Source organism: Clostridium carboxidivorans P7, from assembly GCF_001038625.1.
GTDB lineage: Bacteria > Bacillota > Clostridia > Clostridiales > Clostridiaceae > Clostridium_AM > Clostridium_AM carboxidivorans.
In genome coordinates this window covers 985,940-1,008,695 of the sequence record NZ_CP011803.1, presented here as the reverse complement: position 1 = coordinate 1,008,695, position 22,756 = coordinate 985,940, and the positions used below count along the sequence as shown (strand labels likewise).

General features: G+C 35.4%; 17 protein-coding genes, 1 tRNA gene and 3 rRNA genes. 2 read left to right on the top strand and 19 right to left on the bottom strand.

The features are described 5' to 3' along the window. Nucleotides 1-109 precede the first annotated feature (109 nt). The 19 genes from Ccar_RS04335 to Ccar_RS04250 all read right to left on the bottom strand — a co-directional run bounded on the left by Ccar_RS04335 (nucleotide 110) and on the right by Ccar_RS04250 (nucleotide 21,057). The gene (locus Ccar_RS04335; RefSeq protein ID WP_007062209.1) at nucleotides 110-1,300 is read right to left on the bottom strand and encodes an MFS transporter; all 1,191 of its coding nucleotides are present in this window, start codon (nucleotides 1,298-1,300) and stop codon (nucleotides 110-112) included. An 80-nt stretch (nucleotides 1,301-1,380) separates the two neighbouring features. Beyond that, nucleotides 1,381-1,548 (bottom strand): hypothetical protein, encoded by a 168-nt coding sequence (locus Ccar_RS26970; protein WP_007062210.1) that lies wholly within the window; start codon nucleotides 1,546-1,548, stop codon nucleotides 1,381-1,383. A gap of 15 nt (nucleotides 1,549-1,563) precedes the next feature. Then, nucleotides 1,564-2,838, bottom strand: a complete 1,275-nt coding sequence (locus Ccar_RS04330) for a Ger(x)C family spore germination protein (protein WP_007062211.1) — start codon at nucleotides 2,836-2,838, stop codon at nucleotides 1,564-1,566. Further along, nucleotides 2,831-3,931, bottom strand: coding sequence for a GerAB/ArcD/ProY family transporter (locus Ccar_RS04325; protein ID WP_007062212.1), 1,101 nt, complete (start codon nucleotides 3,929-3,931; stop codon nucleotides 2,831-2,833). The genes Ccar_RS04330 and Ccar_RS04325 overlap by 8 nt, the downstream gene beginning before the upstream one ends. Beyond that, the gene (locus Ccar_RS04320) at nucleotides 3,924-5,645 is read right to left on the bottom strand and encodes a spore germination protein (RefSeq protein ID WP_007062213.1); all 1,722 of its coding nucleotides are present in this window, start codon (nucleotides 5,643-5,645) and stop codon (nucleotides 3,924-3,926) included. Before Ccar_RS04320 ends, Ccar_RS04325 begins: the two co-directional genes overlap by 8 nt. Before the next feature lie 109 nt (nucleotides 5,646-5,754). Continuing rightward, a 5S ribosomal RNA gene (rrf, locus tag Ccar_RS04315) occupies nucleotides 5,755-5,871 on the bottom strand. Between the two features lie 120 nt (nucleotides 5,872-5,991). Then, a 23S ribosomal RNA gene (locus Ccar_RS04310) occupies nucleotides 5,992-8,890 on the bottom strand. A 324-nt stretch (nucleotides 8,891-9,214) separates the two neighbouring features. Next, nucleotides 9,215-10,726: ribosomal RNA gene (locus Ccar_RS04305) — 16S ribosomal RNA — on the bottom strand. The 16S, 23S and 5S rRNA genes sit together here with 1 tRNA gene alongside, the layout of an rRNA operon. Before the next feature lie 270 nt (nucleotides 10,727-10,996). Continuing rightward, nucleotides 10,997-11,072 (bottom strand) — tRNA-Met (locus Ccar_RS04300). Between the two features lie 436 nt (nucleotides 11,073-11,508). Further along, a complete protein-coding gene (locus tag Ccar_RS04295) occupies nucleotides 11,509-12,516 on the bottom strand; it encodes an ADP-ribosylglycohydrolase family protein (RefSeq protein WP_007064594.1) in 1,008 nt (335 codons plus the stop codon). Next, the gene (locus Ccar_RS04290; RefSeq protein ID WP_007064593.1) at nucleotides 12,509-13,459 is read right to left on the bottom strand and encodes a carbohydrate kinase family protein; all 951 of its coding nucleotides are present in this window, start codon (nucleotides 13,457-13,459) and stop codon (nucleotides 12,509-12,511) included. Before Ccar_RS04290 ends, Ccar_RS04295 begins: the two co-directional genes overlap by 8 nt. 13 nt (nucleotides 13,460-13,472) lie before the next feature. Further along, entirely contained in the window at nucleotides 13,473-14,543 is a 1,071-nt protein-coding gene (locus tag Ccar_RS04285) for an ABC transporter ATP-binding protein (RefSeq protein ID WP_007064592.1), read from the bottom strand. Continuing rightward, nucleotides 14,544-15,338, bottom strand: coding sequence for an ABC transporter permease (locus tag Ccar_RS04280; RefSeq protein ID WP_007061891.1), 795 nt, complete (start codon nucleotides 15,336-15,338; stop codon nucleotides 14,544-14,546). Between the two features lie 3 nt (nucleotides 15,339-15,341). Continuing rightward, nucleotides 15,342-16,160: an ABC transporter permease gene (locus tag Ccar_RS04275; protein ID WP_007061892.1), complete on the bottom strand. Its 819-nt coding sequence runs from the start codon at nucleotides 16,158-16,160 to the stop codon at nucleotides 15,342-15,344. Nucleotides 16,161-16,249: 89 nt separating this feature from the next. Next, a complete protein-coding gene (locus Ccar_RS04270) occupies nucleotides 16,250-17,350 on the bottom strand; it encodes an ABC transporter substrate-binding protein (RefSeq protein WP_007061893.1) in 1,101 nt (366 codons plus the stop codon). A gap of 520 nt (nucleotides 17,351-17,870) precedes the next feature. Continuing rightward, on the bottom strand, nucleotides 17,871-18,629 hold the full coding sequence (locus tag Ccar_RS04265; protein ID WP_048029909.1) for a SagB/ThcOx family dehydrogenase: 759 nt from the start codon (nucleotides 18,627-18,629) through the stop codon (nucleotides 17,871-17,873). 174 nt (nucleotides 18,630-18,803) lie between these two features. Beyond that, entirely contained in the window at nucleotides 18,804-19,793 is a 990-nt protein-coding gene (locus Ccar_RS04260; protein ID WP_007061896.1) for an inorganic phosphate transporter, read from the bottom strand. Further along, nucleotides 19,786-20,409, bottom strand: a complete 624-nt coding sequence (locus Ccar_RS04255; RefSeq protein ID WP_007061897.1) for a DUF47 domain-containing protein — start codon at nucleotides 20,407-20,409, stop codon at nucleotides 19,786-19,788. The genes Ccar_RS04260 and Ccar_RS04255 overlap by 8 nt, the downstream gene beginning before the upstream one ends. A gap of 234 nt (nucleotides 20,410-20,643) precedes the next feature. Next, a complete protein-coding gene (locus Ccar_RS04250) occupies nucleotides 20,644-21,057 on the bottom strand; it encodes a DUF3139 domain-containing protein (RefSeq protein WP_007061898.1) in 414 nt (137 codons plus the stop codon). 421 nt (nucleotides 21,058-21,478) lie between these two features. Here Ccar_RS04250 and Ccar_RS04245 point away from each other — a divergent pair, with 421 nt between their 5' ends. Together Ccar_RS04245 and Ccar_RS04240 are read left to right on the top strand one after the other, a co-directional pair. After that, complete coding sequence (locus Ccar_RS04245) at nucleotides 21,479-22,009, top strand: RNA polymerase sigma factor (protein ID WP_007061899.1); 531 nt, start codon at nucleotides 21,479-21,481, stop codon at nucleotides 22,007-22,009. Beyond that, nucleotides 22,002-22,742, top strand: a complete 741-nt coding sequence (locus Ccar_RS04240) for a hypothetical protein (protein ID WP_007061900.1) — start codon at nucleotides 22,002-22,004, stop codon at nucleotides 22,740-22,742. Before Ccar_RS04245 ends, Ccar_RS04240 begins: the two co-directional genes overlap by 8 nt. Nucleotides 22,743-22,756: the final 14 nt, after the last annotated feature.

Sequence of the window (22,756 nt, the reverse complement as noted above, 5' to 3'; positions counted from 1 at the left end):
ATGGGGCTATCACACCAAGAATAAACATTACAACATATTGTGCTTGTCATTTATTTACGAGGCAATATATTGTATATAAATTTATTAATGCGACAGCCCCTCTCCTATACTAATTATTTACTTTTTCGTATAAGCATGTCATAATTGCTATTGCTTGAAACAATAGACCAACAACACAAACTCCACTCCATCCAAAGTGCTGCCATGCATATGACCCTAATATGGACCCTGATGCACCACCTATAAAATAGGAAACCATGTACACCGTATTTAATCTATTACGTGCTTCAGGATTTAAAGCATATATTATAGCTTGATTAGAAATCTGAGCTGATTGAACTCCAATATCCAATAAAATAACCCCAATTATTAGTCCCAACATTTTAAAGCCAAAGGTCCAAAAACATATGTAGGACAAAGTAGAAATACAAATAGCTACTGCTACTGTAAATTTAGGACTTTTTTTATCTGCTATTCTTCCAACAAACGTTGCTGCTACAGCACCTGTAATTCCAACTAATCCAAATAGTCCTGCAGTTTCAGTCCCTAAATTGTAGATTGGGCTTTCTAGTAAAAAAATTAGGGATGTCCAAAATACACTAAATGTTGCAAACATCATGGCTCCAATAAGAGATGTTTCCCTCAACACCTTCTCGCTTTTTATCAATTGCCATAGAGAACTTATTAATTTACTATATTTTATGCTTGAATTAGCAGGACTCACAGGCAGCAATTTCTTAAGTACTATTGCTAAAAGAAACATCATGACAGCTGCAGCTTTGTATACAGTTCTCCATCCAAAGTTTGCCCCTATAAATCCACTAAATGTTCTAGATACCAATATTCCTATAAGCAGACCACTCATAACATTTCCAATCACCTTACCTCTCTCGTCTGGTTTGGCCAGTTGTGCAGCAAATGGAACAATAAGCTGTGGAACAATTGAGGTAAAACCAATTGCAAAGGAAGCTATAAAAATCATTTTAACATTAAAAGATACAGCCATTATTATAAGAGCTGCAGCAGTGAAATATAACATTAAAGTAATAAGTGATCGGCGCTCTTTTATATCACCTAGTGGTAAAAAAAAGAACATTCCTAGAGCATAACCTACTTGCGTAAGCATAGCTGCAGCACCTATGCTTCCTTGCAGTACATGAAAAGCCCTTGCAATGTCTCCCAATAAAGGCTGAATATAATATAAATTTGCAACAGTTATGCCACTAGCTGCAGCCATAATTAATACTAAAGAGTTACTCAGAACAAAGTTTTTTTGAACAATATTATTATCTTTTATCATATTTTAATTCCTCAAATACTTTATTGCTTATTGAAATTTTACATAAGTCATGTGTTAATCTTATCAAATAAATTTGACTATTACAATATAATATATACAGCTGCTATAGGAATCACAGTCCCCAAAAAAGTTAGCAGCAATACTCCAAAACTAGCAAGCTTTTCTTTTTCAATTTTCCATAAATAAATGCCATAGGAAAAGCTATAATAACAAGCTGCAATAATAATTAAGGATAGCATAATTTTCATAAAAATTCACTCCTCCTACTTTATATTAGGTCTTTCCATAATAGGACTGGAATTCAACATAAGTCCAGTTCGCCTTACATTAACTACTACATTTACATTTACCTTTGTTTCTGGATAATGAAAAAGCCAATGATAATTTTCCCATTCCGGTATGGTTGGAAAATATCCTGCAAATTTTTTACCAAATTCAAATACATCAGTTTTATACTCTTTTTTAGTCTTTTCAATAACCTTCTCCACACCATCCTTTATCTCTTCCTGAAGCTGTTTATTCAGATTTTCAATAAGATTTAAACTTTCATAATTTATTCTGCTGTGAACTGCTCCAATATCAGCTTCAATATTTAAATTTATATCAACTACAGGCTTCCCGTTTTCAAACCTAGCATTAATCTTTGGGGGTCTTCCATTTCTTATGCTTACTATTATCCCCTCGCCAGGAGATTTTTTATCCTCAATAGTCATAATACCCTGACGAAATTGTCCCTTAACCATCATCGTATACCTTGTTTCATAAGGGTTCAAACTTCCCACCATTTTATCTCCATTAAATAAAGCACTACCTACAAACTCCCTTTTAGATGTTCCTATCCTTGGCATCTCTCCTGGATTTATATCTTTTTCTATAACCAATTGGGACTTTCTTTTACCCCCTTCTAGCTGTATATTCTTCCCTTCATTTAATCCAGCATAAATTGCAACGGAGTTACCATAATTAGAAAGTATATCTCTATAAAAATTATGAAAATTTTCTGGGGGAAAAAATCCAGTGTTTTTTGATTGTGCCATCATTAATTCTATAGATTTTGTAAGACTTGGTCCTATATTGGTTTTATTCTCCTGTATAAAGGATGCTGCCGTTCCTTTAGTAACTACAACAAACATAGTCCTTCTCACTCCACGAAATCTTGCAAGAGGAGAAAGAAAATCTCCTATTCCCTCCTTTGCAAAGTCTTCTGAAATTACAAGCATTTTTGTGTGAACTAATGAAATTCTGCGTGATATTGCCATATTCATTAAATTTATGCATTCAAGCATTGAAGGGCCTTCAACAGAATGCACATTTGCATTACTTCCATTAGTGCCCATTCCTGATCCTTTACCTTCTCCATTAGTTTGCATATAAACTGGATATTGTATTGTTACCATAACTTTATTATTAATACCCTTATCAAGTCCAATTACTACAGCATACACATTATCATCAACCTCTGAAGAATCTTTACATCCTGTTAGCAATAAGCTTGAGAATGTCAGTATAATTAGAATAGTAGAAACTACTTTACGCATTACCTCCTCCCTCCTTTTTTCTTAATATCAATGATACTATTAGTACTAAAATAGGTATACCAAAGTTAGGATAATAACTATATTGTCTAATAAACAATAAATTTATATTTATTAGTTCTGATACATTCTTAGGTTGAAGTGCTGTTACATACATCAAAAGTGCAAAAGGTAACAGTAAAGGTCTATGATCTTTTATATCAAAACTCTGGCAATAAACTCTTATTGAAAGATAAAAAGCAGTTGATGTGGTTAATAATGAAGCTATCACCCAAATAAAAAGGAATATGGATTCTATTCTCTGTACATATCTGCTATAATATATAGTTCTAGATAGTTGAAACATTCCAGACAAGTTTTCACTACCCATGGTATACTGAAAAGTAGCTAAGTAACATATAAAACAAATACTGAATATGATTCCTGTAAGGATTAAGCTTGTAACTCCTATCTTTTTACAATCATTTACACTATGAAGAGATGTAATAACTATAGCAAGTGTTAATACTTCCTCATAAGCTGAACTCCTAAGTAAGCCTACATAGAGAGATTTCTTTAATCCATAACCAAAATAAGGCTTTATATAGTCAAAGTTATAATATGGAGCTGCCATAAGTAAAATAATAATCAATCCAAATATAATAAAATAAAAGCTTATACATGAAGCTCTAACAATACTTTCAATTCCCTTATAAGCAATTAACATAGAAACAGCTATAAAAGTTATCATTATAACACTAGGTGGTGTGTCTGGAAGATTATATACCTTTATTACATCAAGAAATTCTCTTAAACTTGAAGCAGCATAAAAAAGTATGTATAAGGAAAATAATAATCCACATACTTTTCCTAGTACTTTTCCTAAAACAGCCTCAAAAACTTTTTCTAAGCTTTTTCCTGGAAACCTACCTAATAACACACATACCAGCAAAAATGAAATTATAGCTGCAGCACAGGAAATTAGCGTAGAGTACCAGCATGCAGTTCCAACCTGTTTAACTACTACAGCTGGGCTGGTATACAGTATTTTGGAAAATATAATAATGGTCATAAATAATATTCCCTCATATGTACTGAATTTACCACCTTTACTCATTACTATCTCCTCTTTTATGGCTGTATTCAGGCTTTTCAGTAGTCCAGTTTCTTGAAATCTCAGGCTGTCTTCTTATGTCTAAAGGATTGGTATAGTCTGGTCTAAACTCCTGCTGCCATACAGGTCTTCTTCTTAAAATATCATGACTTTTTCTTCCTTTTGGTTCAATAAGCGTCATATAAGGTACTCCAAAGGATTTCATATCCATCATTAATATTAATAAAGTTACTATTAAAAGTGATATTCCATAAAAGCCTAAAGTTGCTCCAGCAGCTATAAACATTACTCTCATTATTCTTATTCCAAAAGCAAATGGTATATTGGGCAATGCAAAGTTTCCAAGTCCAGTTATAGCAACAATAATTATCAATATAGGACTTATTAAACTTGCTTGAACTGCTGCCTGCCCTAATATTAATGCTCCCACAATACCAATAGTTGTACCAAGAGTACCAGGAACTCTCACGCCTGCTTCTCTTATAAGTTCAAAGGAAGTTTCCATAAGTAAAACTTCAAGTATAGTTGGAAATGGTACATTTTCTCTTGCAGTGCCTATTGCTATTAAAAGTTCAGTAGGTATCATTTCCTGATGAAAGTTTGTCACTGCAATGTATAACCCTGGTAAAAGAGTAGCAACAAAAAGGGCAAATATTCTTATAAACCTTAACAATGTTCCATAATAAGGTCTTACACTCATATCTTCTGGAGAATGAAGCATTTCAGTTACAGTAACAGGAATTATTAATGCAAAAGGCTCTCCATCAGAAATTATAGCTACTTTTCCTTCCACAAGACTGGCAGCAGTTCTATCTGGCCTCTCAGTGCTTAAAATGGTTGGCAGCAGCGACTTTGACTCTGTTTCGATAAGCTGTTCTAACATTCCATCACCAGTAATAAAATCTGTATTTATGCTGCTAATTCTTCTTTTTACTTCTTTTACTAATGCAGGGTTTACCAAATCATTTATATACATTATGGCGCAAGGTTTGTTAATTCTCTCTCCAACCTTTAAAAATTCTGTTACAAGATTATTATTTCTCACAATTCTTCTAATTAAAACAGTATTAGTTCTTAAGTTTTCATTAAAAGCTTCTTGCGATCCACTTATAACATTTTCAACCTGTGGTTTATCAACTGCCCTTTTTTCATAACCCTTCGTTTCACAAAAAATATAGTAATTGCAATTATCTACATATATTCCTGTATCCCCTAAAAGCACACCATATATAGCATCCTCCATGTTAGTTACCTTTTCAACTTCATTTGTTTCTATAACACTATTTAGTATGTTCTCAACAGTGCACTCTTCCTGATTTATTGATGAGTTATTTCTCAGTAATGGCCTTAAAATATCTCTATTCACAATATTTCTATCTACCATACCATCAATGTATATAATAAATGCTCTTATATTTCCAAATATCTTGAATTCACGAATTTTTATATCCTTATTTAAAGGATAATTAAAGCTTTTCTTCATATATTTTAAGTTGTCATCAATATTATTTGGAATACCACTTTCCTCATTATTTTTATTTTGTGAACTATCATTTTTTGATGCATCATTCTTTTGTCCATTAGCATACTGTTTCTTGGCACTCTGTTTGTCATCTTCTGGAATTAATTCTGGTATATAAAATTGCTCATCATGCTTAGGTTTTTTATATGAAATTTTAGATAATATACTTGTAATTTTGCTATTTTTATTTTTCATTTAACCACCTATAATATTTAATAATTATAGATTATTATTTGTATAATGTGACTTTATATGTATAAAAAAAAGATGACTAAGCAAATTATTACTTAGTCACCTTTTGATTACCTGGCAACGACCTACTCTTCCACAGAGCCTCCCCTGCAGTACCATCGGCACTATAAAGCTTAACCATCGTGTTCGGAATGGGAACGGGTGTTACCTTTATGTCATAATTACCAGATTTATTTAATTTTAGAGATTTTGTTATCTCAAAATTGCACAGTGCTGATTTGTCAAAATCTTTGATTTTGGTAACAAATCAGTACTCCTCAGCTTCAGCTGTGGAGTTTCATAAAACATTTTGGTCAAGCCCTCGACCTATTAGTATCAGTCAGCTGAACATGTTACCATGCTTACACCTCTGACCTATCAACCTTGTGTTCTTCAAGGGGTCTTACTAGCTTACGCTATGGGAAATCTAATCTTGAGGTGGGTTTCACGCTTAGATGCTTTCAGCGTTTATCCCGTCCCGACATAGCTACCCAGCCATGCTCCTGGAGGAACAACTGGTACACCAGAGGTCAGTCCATCCCGGTCCTCTCGTACTAAGGACAGCTCCTCTCAAATTTCCTACGCCCGCGACGGATAGGGACCGAACTGTCTCACGACGTTCTGAACCCAGCTCGCGTGCCGCTTTAATGGGCGAACAGCCCAACCCTTGGGACCTACTTCAGCCCCAGGATGCGACGAGCCGACATCGAGGTGCCAAACCTCCCCGTCGATGTGGACTCTTGGGGGAGATCAGCCTGTTATCCCCGAGGTAGCTTTTATCCGTTGAGCGATGGCCCTCCCACGAGGAACCACCGGATCACTAAGCCCGACTTTCGTCCCTGCTCCACCTGTATGTGTCGCAGTCAGGCTCCCTTCTGCCTTTGCACTCTTCGAACGATTTCCAACCGTTCTGAGGGAACCTTTGGGCGCCTCCGTTACTTTTTTGGAGGCGACCGCCCCAGTCAAACTGCCCACCTAACAATGTCCCGTGACCAGTTTCATGGCCGCCGGTTAGAATCCCAATACTGTCAGGGTGGTATCCCAAGGATGACTCCACAGAAGCTGACGCCCCTGTTTCGCAGTCTCCCACCTATCCTGTACAGACAATATCGAAACTCAATGCTAAGCTGCAGTAAAGCTCTACGGGGTCTTTCCGTCCAATCGCGGGTAGCAAGCATCTTCACTTGCACTACAATTTCGCCGGATTTGTTGTCGAGACAGTGCCCAAGTCATTACGCCATTCGTGCGGGTCGGAACTTACCCGACAAGGAATTTCGCTACCTTAGGACCGTTATAGTTACGGCCGCCGTTTACTGGGGCTTAAGTTCATACCTTCGCTTGCGCTAAGTATTCCCCTTAACCTTCCAGCACCGGGCAGGCGTCAGCCCCTATACTTCAGCTTTCGCTTTAGCAGAGACCTGTGTTTTTGCTAAACAGTTGCTTGGGCCTATTCTCTGCGACCTACTTTCATAGGCACCCCTTCTCCCGAAGTTACGGGGTCAATTTGCCGAGTTCCTTGACAACAATTCTTCCGATGGTCTTAGGATTCTCTCCTCATCTACCTGTGTCGGTTTGCGGTACGGGCACCAACATCCTCCATAGAGACTTTTCTTGGCAGCGTGGAATCAGATACTTCGCGGCATAAAGCCACTCCCCATCACACCTCAACATTAACCAGACGGATTTGCCTGTCTGATCTGTCTAAGTGCTTAGACACACATCCAATAGTGTGCACATCCTATCCTCCTGCGTCATCCCATTTGTAATAACGTCAGTTGGTGGTATCGGAATATCAACCGATTGTCCATCACCTACGCCTTTCGGCCTCGGCTTAGGTCCCGACTAACCCTGAGCGGACGAGCCTTCCTCAGGAAACCTTAGATTTTCGACCAATAAGATTCTCACTTATTTCTCGCTACTTATGCCAGCATACTCACTCCTGTACAGTCCACCGCTCCTTTCGGTACGACTTCACTCCATACAGGAAGCTCCTCTACCGCTCTTTCGAGCCCATAGCTTCGGTGGTAAGTTTTAGCCCCGGACATCTTCGGCGCAGGATCTCTTGACTAGTGAGCTATTACGCACTCTTTAAATGAGTGGCTGCTTCTAAGCCAACATCCTAGTTGTCTTAGAAATCCCACATCCTTTTCCACTTAACTTACACTTTGGGACCTTAGCTGATGATCTGGGCTGTTTCCCTTTTGACTACGGATCTTATCATTCGCAGTCTGACTGCTGAGATACAAGTATATGGCATTCGGAGTTTGATAGGGTTCAGTAACTGTTGTCAGCCCCTAGCCCATTCAGTGCTCTACCTCCACTACTCAATCTCAACGCTAGCCCTAAAGCTATTTCGAGGAGAACCAGCTATCTCCGAGTTCGATTGGAATTTCTCCGCTATCCACAGCTCATCCCATGGTTTTTCAACACCAACGTGGTTCGGACCTCCACGGAATTTTACTTCCGCTTCATCCTGGCCATGGATAGGTCACCCGGTTTCGGGTCTACGACATGCAACTTTTCGCCCTATTCAGACTCGGTTTCCCTTCGGCTCCGTACCTTAAGTACTTAACCTTGCTACATACCGTAACTCGCTGGCTCGTTCTACAAAAAGCACGTCGTCGCACATAAAAGTGCTTCGACCGGTTGTGGACACACGGTTTCAGGTTCTATTTCACTCCCCTTCCGGGGTTCTTTTCACCTTTCCCTCACGGTACTGCTTCACTATCGGTCACCAGTTAGTATTTAGCCTTGGGAGGTGGTCCTCCCTGCTTCCCACAAGGTTTCACGTGTCTCGTGGTACTCTGGAGTAGATCTGACTGCTATTTCCTTTCACTTACAGGGCTGTTACCTTCTACGGCGGAGCCTTCCAGCTCTCTTCAATTAAGAAATCACAGTATTTATGATCTATCCGCAACCCCAGGAACAAGTTCCTGGTTTGGGCTCTTTCCCTTTCGCTCGCCGCTACTTAGAAAATCGATTTTTCTTTCTCTTCCTCCGGGTACTTAGATGTTTCAGTTCCCCGGGTTTACCTCCATAAACCTATGTATTCAGCTTACAGTACAATGCGTTAGCATTGTGGGTTTCCCCATTCGGAAATCTCTGGATCTCAGGCTATTTGCGCCTACCCAAAGCTTATCGCAGCTTATCACGTCCTTCTTCGGCTTCTGGTGCCAAGGCATTCACCATGCGCCCTTTGTAGCTTGACCTGATAATTTGGTCCAAATTGCACTCCGCAGTTTTACTGTGGAATTTCATTTAACTAATTTTCTTAGTTAAAATCTACAAAGGTTTTTTACTTATATAATAAGTAGTTTTACCTTTAGCTTTACTTTTATTTAAAAGTTATATTCACTGTGCAATTTTCAAAGAACAATTTGAAGAATTAGATTCTTCAAAATTAAACAGAGCTATTAAACAGTTCCAGTCACTTACACAATTAAGTGCAAGCTTTTAGTCTAACGACCCAGAGTAATTTTACCGCCTAATGGCTAAATTACTCATTAAAAGTCATTTAGACTTTTAATCCTTAGAAAGGAGGTGATCCAGCCGCAGGTTCTCCTACGGCTACCTTGTTACGACTTCACCCCAATTACTAACCCCACCTTCGGCCGCTGGCTCCTTACGGTTACCTCACGGACTTCGGGTGTTGCCAGCTCTCATGGTGTGACGGGCGGTGTGTACAAGGCCCGGGAACGTATTCACCGCGACATGCTGATTCGCGATTACTAGCAACTCCAGCTTCATGTAGGCGAGTTTCAGCCTACAATCCGAACTGAGATGAGTTTTAAAAGTTTTGCTCCACCTCACGGTCTTGCATCTTTCTGTACTCACCATTGTAGCACGTGTGTAGCCCTAGACATAAGGGGCATGATGATTTGACGTCATCCCCACCTTCCTCCCGGTTAACCCGGGCAGTCTCACTAGAGTGCTCAACTTAATGGTAGCAACTAATGATAAGGGTTGCGCTCGTTGCAGGACTTAACCTAACATCTCACGACACGAGCTGACGACAACCATGCACCACCTGTCTCCCTGCCCCGAAGGGCTTCCCTCATTACAGGTAATTCAGGGGATGTCAAGTCTAGGTAAGGTTCTTCGCGTTGCTTCGAATTAAACCACATGCTCCGCTGCTTGTGCGGGCCCCCGTCAATTCCTTTGAGTTTTAATCTTGCGATCGTACTTCCCAGGCGGAATACTTATTGCGTTAGCTGCGGCACAGAAGGAGTCGATACCTCCTACACCTAGTATTCATCGTTTACGGCGTGGACTACCAGGGTATCTAATCCTGTTTGCTACCCACGCTTTCATGCCTCAGCGTCAGTTACGGTCCAGAGAATCGCCTTCGCCACTGGTGTTCTTCCTAATCTCTACGCATTTCACCGCTACACTAGGAATTCCATTCTCCTCTCCCGCACTCTAGATATCCAGTTTCAAATGCAGTTCCCAAGTTAAGCTCGGGATTTTCACATCTGACTTAAACATCCGCCTACGCATCCTTTACGCCCAGTAAATCCGGACAACGCTCGCCACCTACGTATTACCGCGGCTGCTGGCACGTAGTTAGCCGTGGCTTCCTCCTTGGGTACCGTCATTATCGTCCCCAAAGACAGAGCTTTACAACCCGAAGGCCTTCATCACTCACGCGGCGTTGCTGCATCAGGCTTTCGCCCATTGTGCAATATTCCCCACTGCTGCCTCCCGTAGGAGTCTGGACCGTGTCTCAGTTCCAATGTGGCCGATCACCCTCTCAGGTCGGCTACGCATCGTGGCCTTGGTGAGCCGTTACCTCACCAACTAGCTAATGCGCCGCGGGCCCATCTCAAAGCGGATTACTCCTTTAATTAGTAATTCATGTGAAAAACTAATGTTATGCGGTATTAATCTCCCTTTCGGAAGGCTATCCCCCACTTTGAGGCAGGTTGCCCACGTGTTACTCACCCGTCCGCCGCTAATCCATCCCCGAAGGGATTTCATCGCTCGACTTGCATGTGTTAAGCACGCCGCCAGCGTTCGTCCTGAGCCAGGATCAAACTCTCAATTTAAAAGCTCAATCTGTACTCAAATTTCTTGATGTTAAACTTGTTAGTTTAACTAATACTGGCTTATTTAAAATAAGATTTATATCTTACTTTCACTCTGTTTAATTTTCAAGGATCTTGCCGCTATCAGCGACTGGATTTACATCTTAACATGCTTATTGCTATCTGTCAATCAGTAAATTACTACCAACTTAGTAATAACAAACTCAATATAAAGATATATAATGAAGATTAAAAATAATATCAAGCAAATTAAATTGCCATCTTTACTTTTGGTTGCGGAGACAGGACTTGAACCTGTGACCTTCGGGTTATGAGCCCGACGAGCTACCAACTGCTCCACCCCGCGTCATTATTTATTACATTGAAGCACATTTTGTTTCTGTTTGCCGCTCCTTCAAGCGACAAGTGATATGTTATCATGTAAGTATATATAAAAAATTTAGTAACACATGTGTTTATTGAAGATAATATTATTAATTATGCTATATGCTACAATATACTCTCTATTTAATATAGAGACACACGTGACTAAGTTTATGCAACATTTTTTATTGCTTACCTAGCACTCAATAGAAATCTCTGTTCTCCCTCTCAATTTATAACTTGTTTTTAATAAAGATATTCAGTCTTACAATGAACCAATGGTCTATTTAAAGGATGATATAATTTCTTCAGCTATATTTAGTGATTTAAATGTAGATTTGAAAGATATATTCTATTAGAATACTTTTTTAATACAAAAGAGCTTAATTCACGTTTAAAACTGAATTAAACTCTTTTATTTAAATTTTTCTTATAATTTTGTTTCTGGCAGAAAGAATGTCTTTAGCCATCTTATAAAAATCTATGTGATTAGTATTTTCTATATATGATTTCCATTCATCTCTAATATTTGAAGCACCCTTGAAGGCACCACAAAGTGCACCAACTATGGATCCATTAGTATCTGCATCATCACCAATATTGATTACTGCAGTTAAGCATTTTTCATAATTTCCACCACCTGCATAAAAAACACCCAAACTTAAAGGGATTGATTCATAGCTTTTCATACCAGCTCCAATTAAACGATATAACATTTTAGAAACTTCATCTAAACTTTTATCCTTATTTCTATCTGCAACCTCTATGGCAAGTTTTATTCTTTCTTCGATAGAAGGTGCTGGTATGTCGTATCCATTTTCTTCACCATAATGTGCTCCATAAATTGCTGATTTCATTACTTCATCAATTGAAACCTTTCCTTCCACAGCACAAGCCACTGCTGCTGCTATTGCACAAGTAGAACCTGCTCCTGGCTTGCTCCCGTGTGATACAACAGCCGATTCAAAGGCATCCTCTGTGGCCATTTTTATATCTCCATGATGAAAAATTCCTATAGGAGCTGCCCTCATAGCACCTCCATTAGTATCTCCAAGCCTCCCTGCCTTAATATAGTCTTCTCCATTAATAATAGAAGTTAAAAATCTTCTTGTACTTGGTCCAATAACTGTTGTTTCCAGCATTTTATTTTTAATTGCCCATTCTCTCATTTTATCTACAAATAATTCTCTATGAAAGCCGAATTTTTCTATTAAAACTGATGCTATAATAATGCTTTCCTCGGTGTCATCCGTTATTTCTCCTTCATTTAATGAACCATGTGCTATCTGTTCTGATGACGGTTTGTTGAATCCTACAATTTTCCCATAGGATTTTTTTATTTGATCAGGTGTCATAAATGATGCAGGCATTCCCATTCCATCACCTATAGCTGAACCTATTAAAGTTCCATATGCCCTATCAAGCATTGTCATTCTCCTCCTTCATAAGCCTTTCTATATTTTCTATACCATATTTCCCATTTGGTCCTATAAAAGTAGTATTTAAAGCACCACATGCACTGCCTACATTTAATATTTCTTCAAATTCCATTTCATTCAAAAATCCATAAATACATCCTGCTGCAAAGCTGTCTCCTGCTCCTGTAGTATCTATTGCTTTTACACTATAAGCTAACCTTTCATATTTTTTGTTTCCTTTATAAGCAGTGACTCCTTTACTTCCATTTTTAATAATCACATATTGTATTTTATTTTTTTCTGCCAATTCACCAAACTCTTGAGTTATATTTAGCTTTATTTTAACTTTTTCTATTTCATTAACATTAGGTATAAAAATATCACATAAATCTAGAGCTAATTGTAGTATTTCTGACTGAATTTCATCTACTAATGGACCTGGATCAAACATAATAGAAGCACCTAGTTCCTTGATATCTTTTATAAAGCTTAATATTTCTGCTGCAAAACTTCCTAAAAGATAATACCCTGTTAAATAAACAAATTTAATTTCTTTCAACAAATCACGATTTATAAGGTTGCAAGAAAACTCCTCCTCACATCCCTTATAAGTCATAAAGGTTCTCTCTGATGTACCATCTAAAATCACCAAGCAGTAACCTGTATTTTTATCTTTCTCTACAATTACACAATTTTTATTAATATTAGCTTCCAGCAGATATTTTTCTATTATGTTTCCATTTTCATCTCCACCTATAGTAGATACAGGATATGCATCAACTCCAAGGTTATTCAGCGTAGATGCAACATTTATTGTACATCCGCCAACTCTGTTAAAGGAATCTGTAATTAAAACATCTTCTCCCTTTAGAGGATATTTGTCTGTCACAATATATTTATCAACTATTAAACCTCCCATGACAAGTACTTTCTTTTCTTTATCTGCTTTCATAAAACCACCTACATTACTCATTTAAAATAACACTACTTGCTTTATCCCAAGTTAAATAGACCTTATCTCCATTTTTAAATTTTTCTTCTCCAAAGAAATTTTGCAGCTGTACTATGACTTCTTGCCCCATTACATCAACCCTGTATATTGATAAATTACCTGCATAAGTAATGAATTTTATTACTCCCATTAAAGAAGTTTTATTATCAGGTTTTTCTTTTTCAATACTAATTTTCTCTGGTCTAATTGAAAAAATATAATTTTGATTTAAATTCAGCTTATCTTCTGTTTCTATATTTACATTGTGACCATTTTCCATTTTAATACTGTAAATATCATTATTAATGTCTGTTATTACTCCTTTAAAGAAATTTGACTGTCCTAAAAATCCTGCTACAAAAGAGTTGATTGGCCTTTCATAAATATTATGAGGGGTATCTAGCTGCATAATCTTTCCTTTGTTCATGACAGCTATTTTATCAGACATTGTTAAAGCTTCTTCTTGATCATGTGTAACAAAAATTGTCGTTATCCCAACTTTTTTCTGAATTTGACGTAATTCAACCTGCATATCAACTCTCAACTTTTTATCCAGTGCACTTAAGCTTTCATCTAATAGCAGTAAACTTGGTTTAATTACCAATGCTCTAGCAAGGGCCACTCTCTGCTGTTGTCCTCCAGATAGCTGCTTAGGTTTTCTCTTTTCAAGGCCAGTGAGCTGTACCATTTCTATTGCTTTTGATACTTCTTTTTTAATTTCGCTTTTTGATACCTTTCTCTGCTCAAGTCCATAGGCAATATTTTGTTCAATATTCATGTGAGGAAACAATGCATAACTTTGAAAAACCATTCCTACATTTCTTTTATACACAGGAATTTTATTGATAACTTTATCCTCTACTATTACATCTCCTTCATCTGAGCTTTCAAAACCTGCCACAATTCTTAAAGTTGTAGTTTTTCCGCATCCGGAAGGTCCAAGTAAAGACAAAAAGGTTCCCTTTTCAATATTTAAATTTACTTTATCTAAAACTGTATTGGAATCGTATTTTTTACTTAAATTTTTTATCTGAAAATATGACATTTAAGCTTTCCTCCTAAATATATTCTTAAGAGATGACTTCATAAGCAGGGCAATAAGTATAATTATTGCCAGGGAAACAACCAAAATAATTGTTGCTACTGCATTAATTTCTGGGGTAAATCCAAATTTGATTGAAGAATATATTTCAATTGGCAAAGTACTATTACCTGTAGGAATAAGAAAATAAGAAATAACAAAATTGTCAAAGGATATCATAAAAGACAAAAAGCCTCCTGCAATGACTGCTGGCAATATAGCAGGCAGTGTTATCCTTCTAAAAGTTGTCCATTCATTTGCTCCAAGGCTGTATGAGGCCTCCTCTATTGACTTATCCATATCCGAAATTCTAGCTCCTATTACCAATGCTGCATAAGGCAGTGAAATAATAACATGTCCAATTATTAATACAAATAGATTTTTATTTAAACCAAGCTTCATTAAAAATAGTAATAAAGACAACCCCATAATAATCCAGGGAATTGTCAATGGCATAAGTACTATTGAATTTACAATATTACTTACTTTTTTCCTTTCTTCAGGTATTCCAAGCATCAAAGCAGTTCCTAAAACCACACAAATAATAGCTGTAATAAAGGCAATATACACACTATTTGTTGCTGCATTTATAAGCTTTATATCATTAAAAAGCTCCAAATACCACTCCGTACTGAAGTTAAAAGGAAGTGTGTTATATCTTGATTTGTTAAAGGACATCAATGCCAGTACAATTATTGGTGTATATAGGAATATAAATACCAATAGAGCATAAGTCCATCCAAAAATTTTCTTTTTCATCAATTACACCTCTCTGTTGAACTTGGAAAATATGCCTAAGGATACTAATACCAAAGCAAGAAGTATAAAAGCTATTGCCGCACCAAAATTCCATCCGTATATTTCAAAAAATTGATCTTCAATGATTGTTCCTATAACTGAACCATTTACTCCACCTAATATTCTAGGCTCAACAAAGCTTCCAAGACATGGTACAAAAACCAGAATAGCTCCAGTCAAAATTCCTACTTTACTCAAGGGAAGAGTAATATTTTTAAAGGTATTAAAACTGGTAGCTCCAAGACTTTTAGAAGCTTCTATAATAGAATCATCTAACTTCTCCAAAGACATATAAATTGTAATAACCATGTATGGGAAAAAAATATGTGTAAGCCCAATTATTACTGCTGCCTGTGTAAACAATATGCCTAAGTTTCCTCCTCCAATAATGTGAAGTTTTCTTAAAAATATTTCTAATATTCCTCCATCCCTTAGAAGATTTACCCAGGAATAAGCACGTACAAGTTCACTTGTCCAAAATGGTATGATAATAAGAAGCAGCATAATGCCTTTTCCTTTTCGCACAATTTTAGCCATAATATATGCCATAGGATAAGCTACCAATAGACAACTACTAGTTACAATAAGGCTTATCTTTATAGTTTTTACTGTTAATTTTATGTATAATCCCTTTGAAAAAAAATCTATATAATTTTTCAATGTAAAACTTGCAGTTTGCCCATCACTTAAAAAACTAAAATAAAGCATTATGAACAATGGTACAATACCAAAGGCAATTAGAATAAAAAGTGCAGGACTCATAAGCAAATATCTCTTCTTCATTTTACCCCTCCATTCATCTCACTTTTCATCCAATGTATAGTTATATAAGGAGAGTTAACTTTTGATATAGAAACTCTCCTATAAATAGATTATTTTGCCTTAACCTCTTGCCATAATTCGTTCCAAGCCTTCTTTGTTGCTTCGTCATGGTAGGATATGAAATTTAATTTGTTTAATACTGCTTCGCTCATAGAATTATCCTCAACTAATTTTGGATCAAGAGCAGCTATGGCAAGCTTATTTGTAGGAGCTGGTCCACCTGATTTTGCCCAGTTTTGCTGAAACTCCTTACTAGTCATAAAATCTATAAATTTGTAAGCCAAATCCTGATTAGGTGCATTCTTTACTATAGACCAGTTATCAACCCAGCCAATAGCTCCTTCTTTTGGTACAACAAACTTAATTGGCTGGCCCTCTTTTTTCATAGAAGCAGCTTGTCCACTCCACATAACCCCAACAGCTATTTGGTTATTTGCAAATAATTTTGACCACTCATCACCAGTTTTCCAGTAAGTCTTGTTTAATGCCTTTTGTTCAATAAGCTTATTCTTAATTGCATTTAAATCACTTGGGTTATTTGGATTTTGTCCAAGTGCAATGGCAGCAGTCATTACTGCATCATTAAAGTCATCCCTAAATGCAATCTGTCCCTTATACTTTGCATCCCATAAAACATTAACACTATCAACATTTTCTTTAATTGTATTTGTATTGTAAGCTAACGCTGTAGAACCCCAAACCCATGGAACTGCATAAGTCTTTCCATTCATACTATTTTCAGGTAAGCTTTTAAATTTATCTACTATATTTTTATAATTTTCTAATTTGCTGGTATCTATTGCTTCAAGTAAACCTTCTTTTTCTGCCACTGGAAGTACTGAAGCATTAGGAAGTACCACATCTATTTTACCTTTTCCATCAGTTCTTAACTTTGTTAAAAGCTCCTCTTCTGAAGACATATAAATATGTTGAACTTTACATTTATACTTATCTTCAAATTCCTTCACCACATCTGCTTTATCAGAGCCATAATCCTTCCAGTTAACCACCACAAGTGTTTTTGCAGCACTAGTACTTTTTTGATCACCACTTGCTTGATTTGATTTTAAACCACAGCTTGTAAAAGCAACTGTTATAAAAGTTGTTAAAACTAGTGCAATTCCTTTCTTTAAAAAACTTTTTCTGCTCATTTTTTGTTCCTCCTTGGATAAATAAATTACTTCATTGCATTATTGTATATACATTGGTGTTTACAAATGTACGGTTAGTATATTCTACATATTTTTCTAAATCCCTTCTTTTTATCTATTACTTTTTGAACTTTTATACCTTTTTTCTTAACTTTTATAATTTATTACAAACCTACTTACAGTTTTTTTATGGCTTATCGCTCTAAATTTTGCAGTCTATAATCATCTTTTTATTCATATATACCGCTACTTATACTATTAATTTTACTAATCAAAAATTTTTCCAACCTATACTAAATTTAAAATAATGCTATTCATTGAATATACAGATGGTAAAGAATATTTTAAAAAACTTAATAGTAATTTTGTATTTGGTGAATTGCCATAAAGAATATAACAAAAAAACCGCTAAACAATCTTAATTGCTTAACGATTTTTATTAATATTAAAACAACAATTACTTAATTAAAAATTTACTCTATAGGTATCCTTTGAGTTGTTTATTCACTATGTATTATTATCATTCATTTTTAACCTTTCCTACTGGTGCCGCATAAATAACAAACTCCTCTTCACCATCAAGCATTAAAAATTTATCTATTATTTCTTGATTATAATCTCCTATTGCACAGGTTCCACAACCTATAGATTCACATGCCAAATATAGGTTTTCACAAAGATGACCTGAGTCTTGAAGAATTGTCTTATGAGCAGCTACATCATATCTCCATTCACTTCTATATGGTATACAGCTCCAAATAAATACAACTGCACTGCTAGCAATAAACTTTTGGCCAGAAAAAGCTTCTGTTACTTCTTCTTCCATATTATTTTTATCAAACAAAAACACAATTTTATGGTCTAATGGCAAGTAACGATATACTCCTTTTTTTAATCCCTCTACCCTGTTTATTACTAAATAAGTTTCAAAAGGATGCCTTGCTCCACCTGAAGGCACTGTTCTAAAAGTCGCAAAATTTACTTTTCCGACAACTTTTTTTACTCCCTGAGTGCTCCATAACAAAAATGAAAGTTCTTCTAATGATAGACTTTCTTCTGTATAAACTCTGTTGCTGCTTCTATCCATTATGCAATCGAAAATATCTCTTTTTACTATAACATTCCTATCTACTTTTGGAAGAATAATTATTTCTTCATCTTCTTTCACGGACTTTTGAAGCAGCGGTTGCGGAAGTTTTTGTTTTTGGTCTGTTTCTATATCCTTAAGTAAATTAAACTTTGCTTTCAACAATTCCCTTTGTAATTTACCTTTATTCATATAAATTACCTTCTTCCTAATTTAAATTTACACCCGTTTTAAGTTTTTATCTTTACACTTACAACATAATTTCTTTACTTTTAAAGATTACAGTGCATTTCATGGTCAATAAACATAATGTACTTTCACCAACTATAAAAGAGTATAGTATAAATTTAATAATCCTATTACAAGCTATCTATAAAATATCAAAGTACACACCCCAGCTATTGCAGCACTGCAAGGAATTGTCAGCACCCAAGCCACAAGTATATTTTTTGCAAGACTCCATCTTACAGCTGAAATTCTTTTAGCTGCACCAACTCCCATAATAGAAGAAGTAATAATATGCGTTGTACTAACAGGCGCTCCCATAAAGGTTGCAGTCTGTATAGTAATGGCTGCAGCAGTTTCAGCAGCAAAACCATTTATAGGTTCAAGTTTAATCATATTTACACCCATAGTCTTGATGATTTTCCAGCCGCCTGACATAGTTCCAAAGGCCATGGCTGCAGCACAAGCAAGTTTAACTTCCCATAAAACCTGAAAATTTTTTAAAAATCCACCAGCCACTAGTGCTAATGTAATAATACCCATAGATTTTTGAGCATCATTTGAACCATGGCTGTAGGACATGAGTGCAGCAGATACAATCTGAAGCCTTTTAAAAATTCCACTAGCTTTAGTATGAGAAGCCTTATGAAAAAGCCATATTAAAATTATCATAAACAAGAAACCAAATATCAAACCTGCTATAGGTGAAGTAATAAGAGGAATAATAATTTTATTAAAGAAACCTTTCCATTTGATAACACCAAAGTCGAACTTATGAAAGGCTATTGCAGCTCCTATAAGTGCACCTATGAGTGCATGTGAAGAACTGCTTGGTATTCCAAAATACCAGGTAATCAGATTCCAGGCAATAGCTCCAATTAGAGCCATAGTTATCAGCTCAGGTGTAGCTACGCCTTCCTTCACAATTCCCTTACCTATAGTTGAAGCCACCTCAGTATTTAACATGGCTCCTACAAAATTCAATGTGGCAGACATCAATAACGCCTTAGTAGGAGTCAATACTTTAGTACCAACTACGGTTGCTATGGCGTTGGCAGTATCATGAAACCCGTTTATGTAGTCGAAAGTCAGTGCCAATACTATAACAACTATGACAAATGTACTAATCATATTTCATAACAACTCCTCTTATTTGATTTGCAAGCTTTTCACAGGAGTCTATACTATCCTCTATATATTTATATATATCCTTCCATTTTGTTATATAAAGTACATCTGATGGATTTTCAAAGAGCTTTCTAACAGCAGCTCTATATATCTGATCTGCTTCATTCTCAATTGTATTAACGTATATTACCTTATCAATCATAGTAGTGCTCTTTTGAAGATTCTTTAATTCAGACACTATATCTACAAGTTCTTTTGTAGCTGCTACAAGTTTATCCAGCATATTCATTGCTTCATTTGTTGGCTTATCCATGTAATACATATAAAACCTATGTCCCGTTGCATCAATATTATCTGTAACATTATCTATTTCTCTAGTAATAGTAATTATGTCTTCCCTATCTAGTGGTGTAATAAACATTTTATTTGTGTATTCTATAAGGCTGTGAGTGACTTTATCACCTTCATGCTCAAGATCTGTTAGTTTTGCAAGCCTTTTATCTGGATTACCAAGTTCGTCCATAAGTGTACGCAATTCCTTTGCAGCTGAATTTGAAATTTTTACACCTTGTGTGAAAAGATCAAAAAACATATTATCCTTTGGTTTTATACTAAACATAAGAATTCCTCCCCAGCAAATTAAATAATGTGTGTATTATTTAATAATTTTCCCTAGTATGAGTAGATTATTCTAAAAATACTATTAAGCATAAGATGTTATATTGTAGTTTTATTTATATGCAAATAAATTTACTTATAAAAAAAACACCACAAAATTTAAATAGATAATGCGGTGTTCTAATAAATTATTCATTTTTTTAATTTGATTTATTATATTTAAGATAGTGGATTTTTAATATTCAGCATGTTTAAAGTTTTTATCTTTTTTATCTTTCGTTGGTGATATACTTGTTTGAGCTATATCTTTAAGTTCTGAATCATAATTATATCTATAATTATAAATAACATTTGGTTCATCATTAAAAACTACATTTATAGAGTATGGTCCTTTATATGAATTCATATTATCTTTATTATACTCAACGGTTAGCTTAAAATCCCCTTCTTTGCAGCCTTTTGCTGTCAAATGTGCTGTTACCTTTTGTCTAACAGATTCTATAGGTTCTACTTTAACCACCTTTTGTGTAATAATTTCTACAGGTTCTTCTTTATATTCTTTTGATGCTGTCTCACCACAACCAACTAAAAAAATACTAATTATAAAAATAATAACCAATGGTACAGTTCTTCTTTTTAAAGTTCTCATAAAAACCTCCACTTTTCAAAAGTATATTTTTAAGTAAAAATTATGCATTAAAACCATTATATCATTTAGATTCCCTTTTTCTATGCTAGTTCAAACAAAAATTGGTAAAATAGTCTTTTATCAAGTGATTCTTAGACTCAGGTGGAGTTTGCTTGTGAGGAATACCTCTCTGAGTCTTAGAAGAACTTATCCAGGCGTGTAGCAGTGCTTATCCCCAAGTTAAGTAGAGAGCCAAAATCTATGATTTTGTGCGAATCACTTACTCCTTCGACAATAGGAGAAGGAGTTTCATATAAAGATGGGGGTATTAGCAATGGTAGCGATCGGATAAAAAAGATAAAACTTTTTCTAACTTTTTCCTTAGATAAATTGTTATACTAAATGAAAAGTACTTTTCGACTTGGTGAAAGGAGGTGCAGAAGTGGACAAAGATTTTTTCATAATACGAAGAATGAAACAGGGTGATGAAGCTGCAGTAGATGATTTTGTAAAATTGTACTATGGTGAAATCTATAAATATTGTTATTACAAATTAAATGATAAATGGCTGGCCGAAGACATTACACAGGATACCTTTACACGTTTTTTTGGACATTTTAACAATTATATTCATAAAGGAAAAGCCAAAAACTATCTTTATGTAATTGCTGGAAACCTATGTAAGAATCAGTATAAGAAACATAAAGAAGAATCTATTGATCTGATGGAAGAACAATTGACAAATAGTAAAGTGGAACAGGACGAGCTTACGCTGAAGGAAGGAATTATGCAAGAAATTTCAAGGCTTTCAGAAGATTTTAAGGAAGTTGTTCTTCTGCACTACTTTCAGAATTTAAAATTACGTGAAATTGCTGAAATACTTGATATAAAGCTTTCACTGGTTAAATATCGACTTTCTGAAGGTAAAAAATTTCTTAAAAACAGTATGGATAAGGAGGATTTTTATGAATAAAAATTGGGACTATAAAATACCTACTTATGATAAAGAAAAAATGAAACGAACAATAGAGCTTTCAAAGAAGCAATACTTAAAACAAGTAATTTCAGAACCAATAAGCAGTTTAGAATTTTTATTTGAGCAAATGCAGTATTTAAGTAAAAATTACTGGCTAACACAAATTATTGTATTTTTTGCAGCTGTGTGCAGTTTAGTAGTGATGAATCAATATAATTTTATAGGAAATAAAGCCGCTTATTGCGCTATACTCACTCCCCTATTAATCATTTTTGCAATACCAGAACTGTGGAAAAATATATCAGCTGGTGCATACGAAGTAGAAAATACAACTTATTTTGATTTGCGAAAGGTATACTTTGCAAGATTACTTCTTGTGGGAATGCTGGATTTAATAATAGCAACCATTTTAGTAATAGCAGCAGTGAACATAGTTAAGTTTTCCATATATGAGGCTGTTATTTATTTTTTTGTTCCTTTCAACTTTACCAGCTGTATTTGTTTTTCTTTGTTGTGCGGGAAAAAAAGGCTTTGTTCAGAGGTTTTAGCCTTGGGAATATGTATTATTCAGGCTGCTTTATGGTATGTGTTAGTGAATAATTATCATATTTATGCCATGCTGCAGATGAAAATTTGGTATTTACTTTTGTTTCTTTCTTTTTGCTATATGGTCTTTGCAGGGAAGAAAATTATAGAATACAGCAGATATTATTGTGAAATACAGATGTAATTTGGAGGTATATA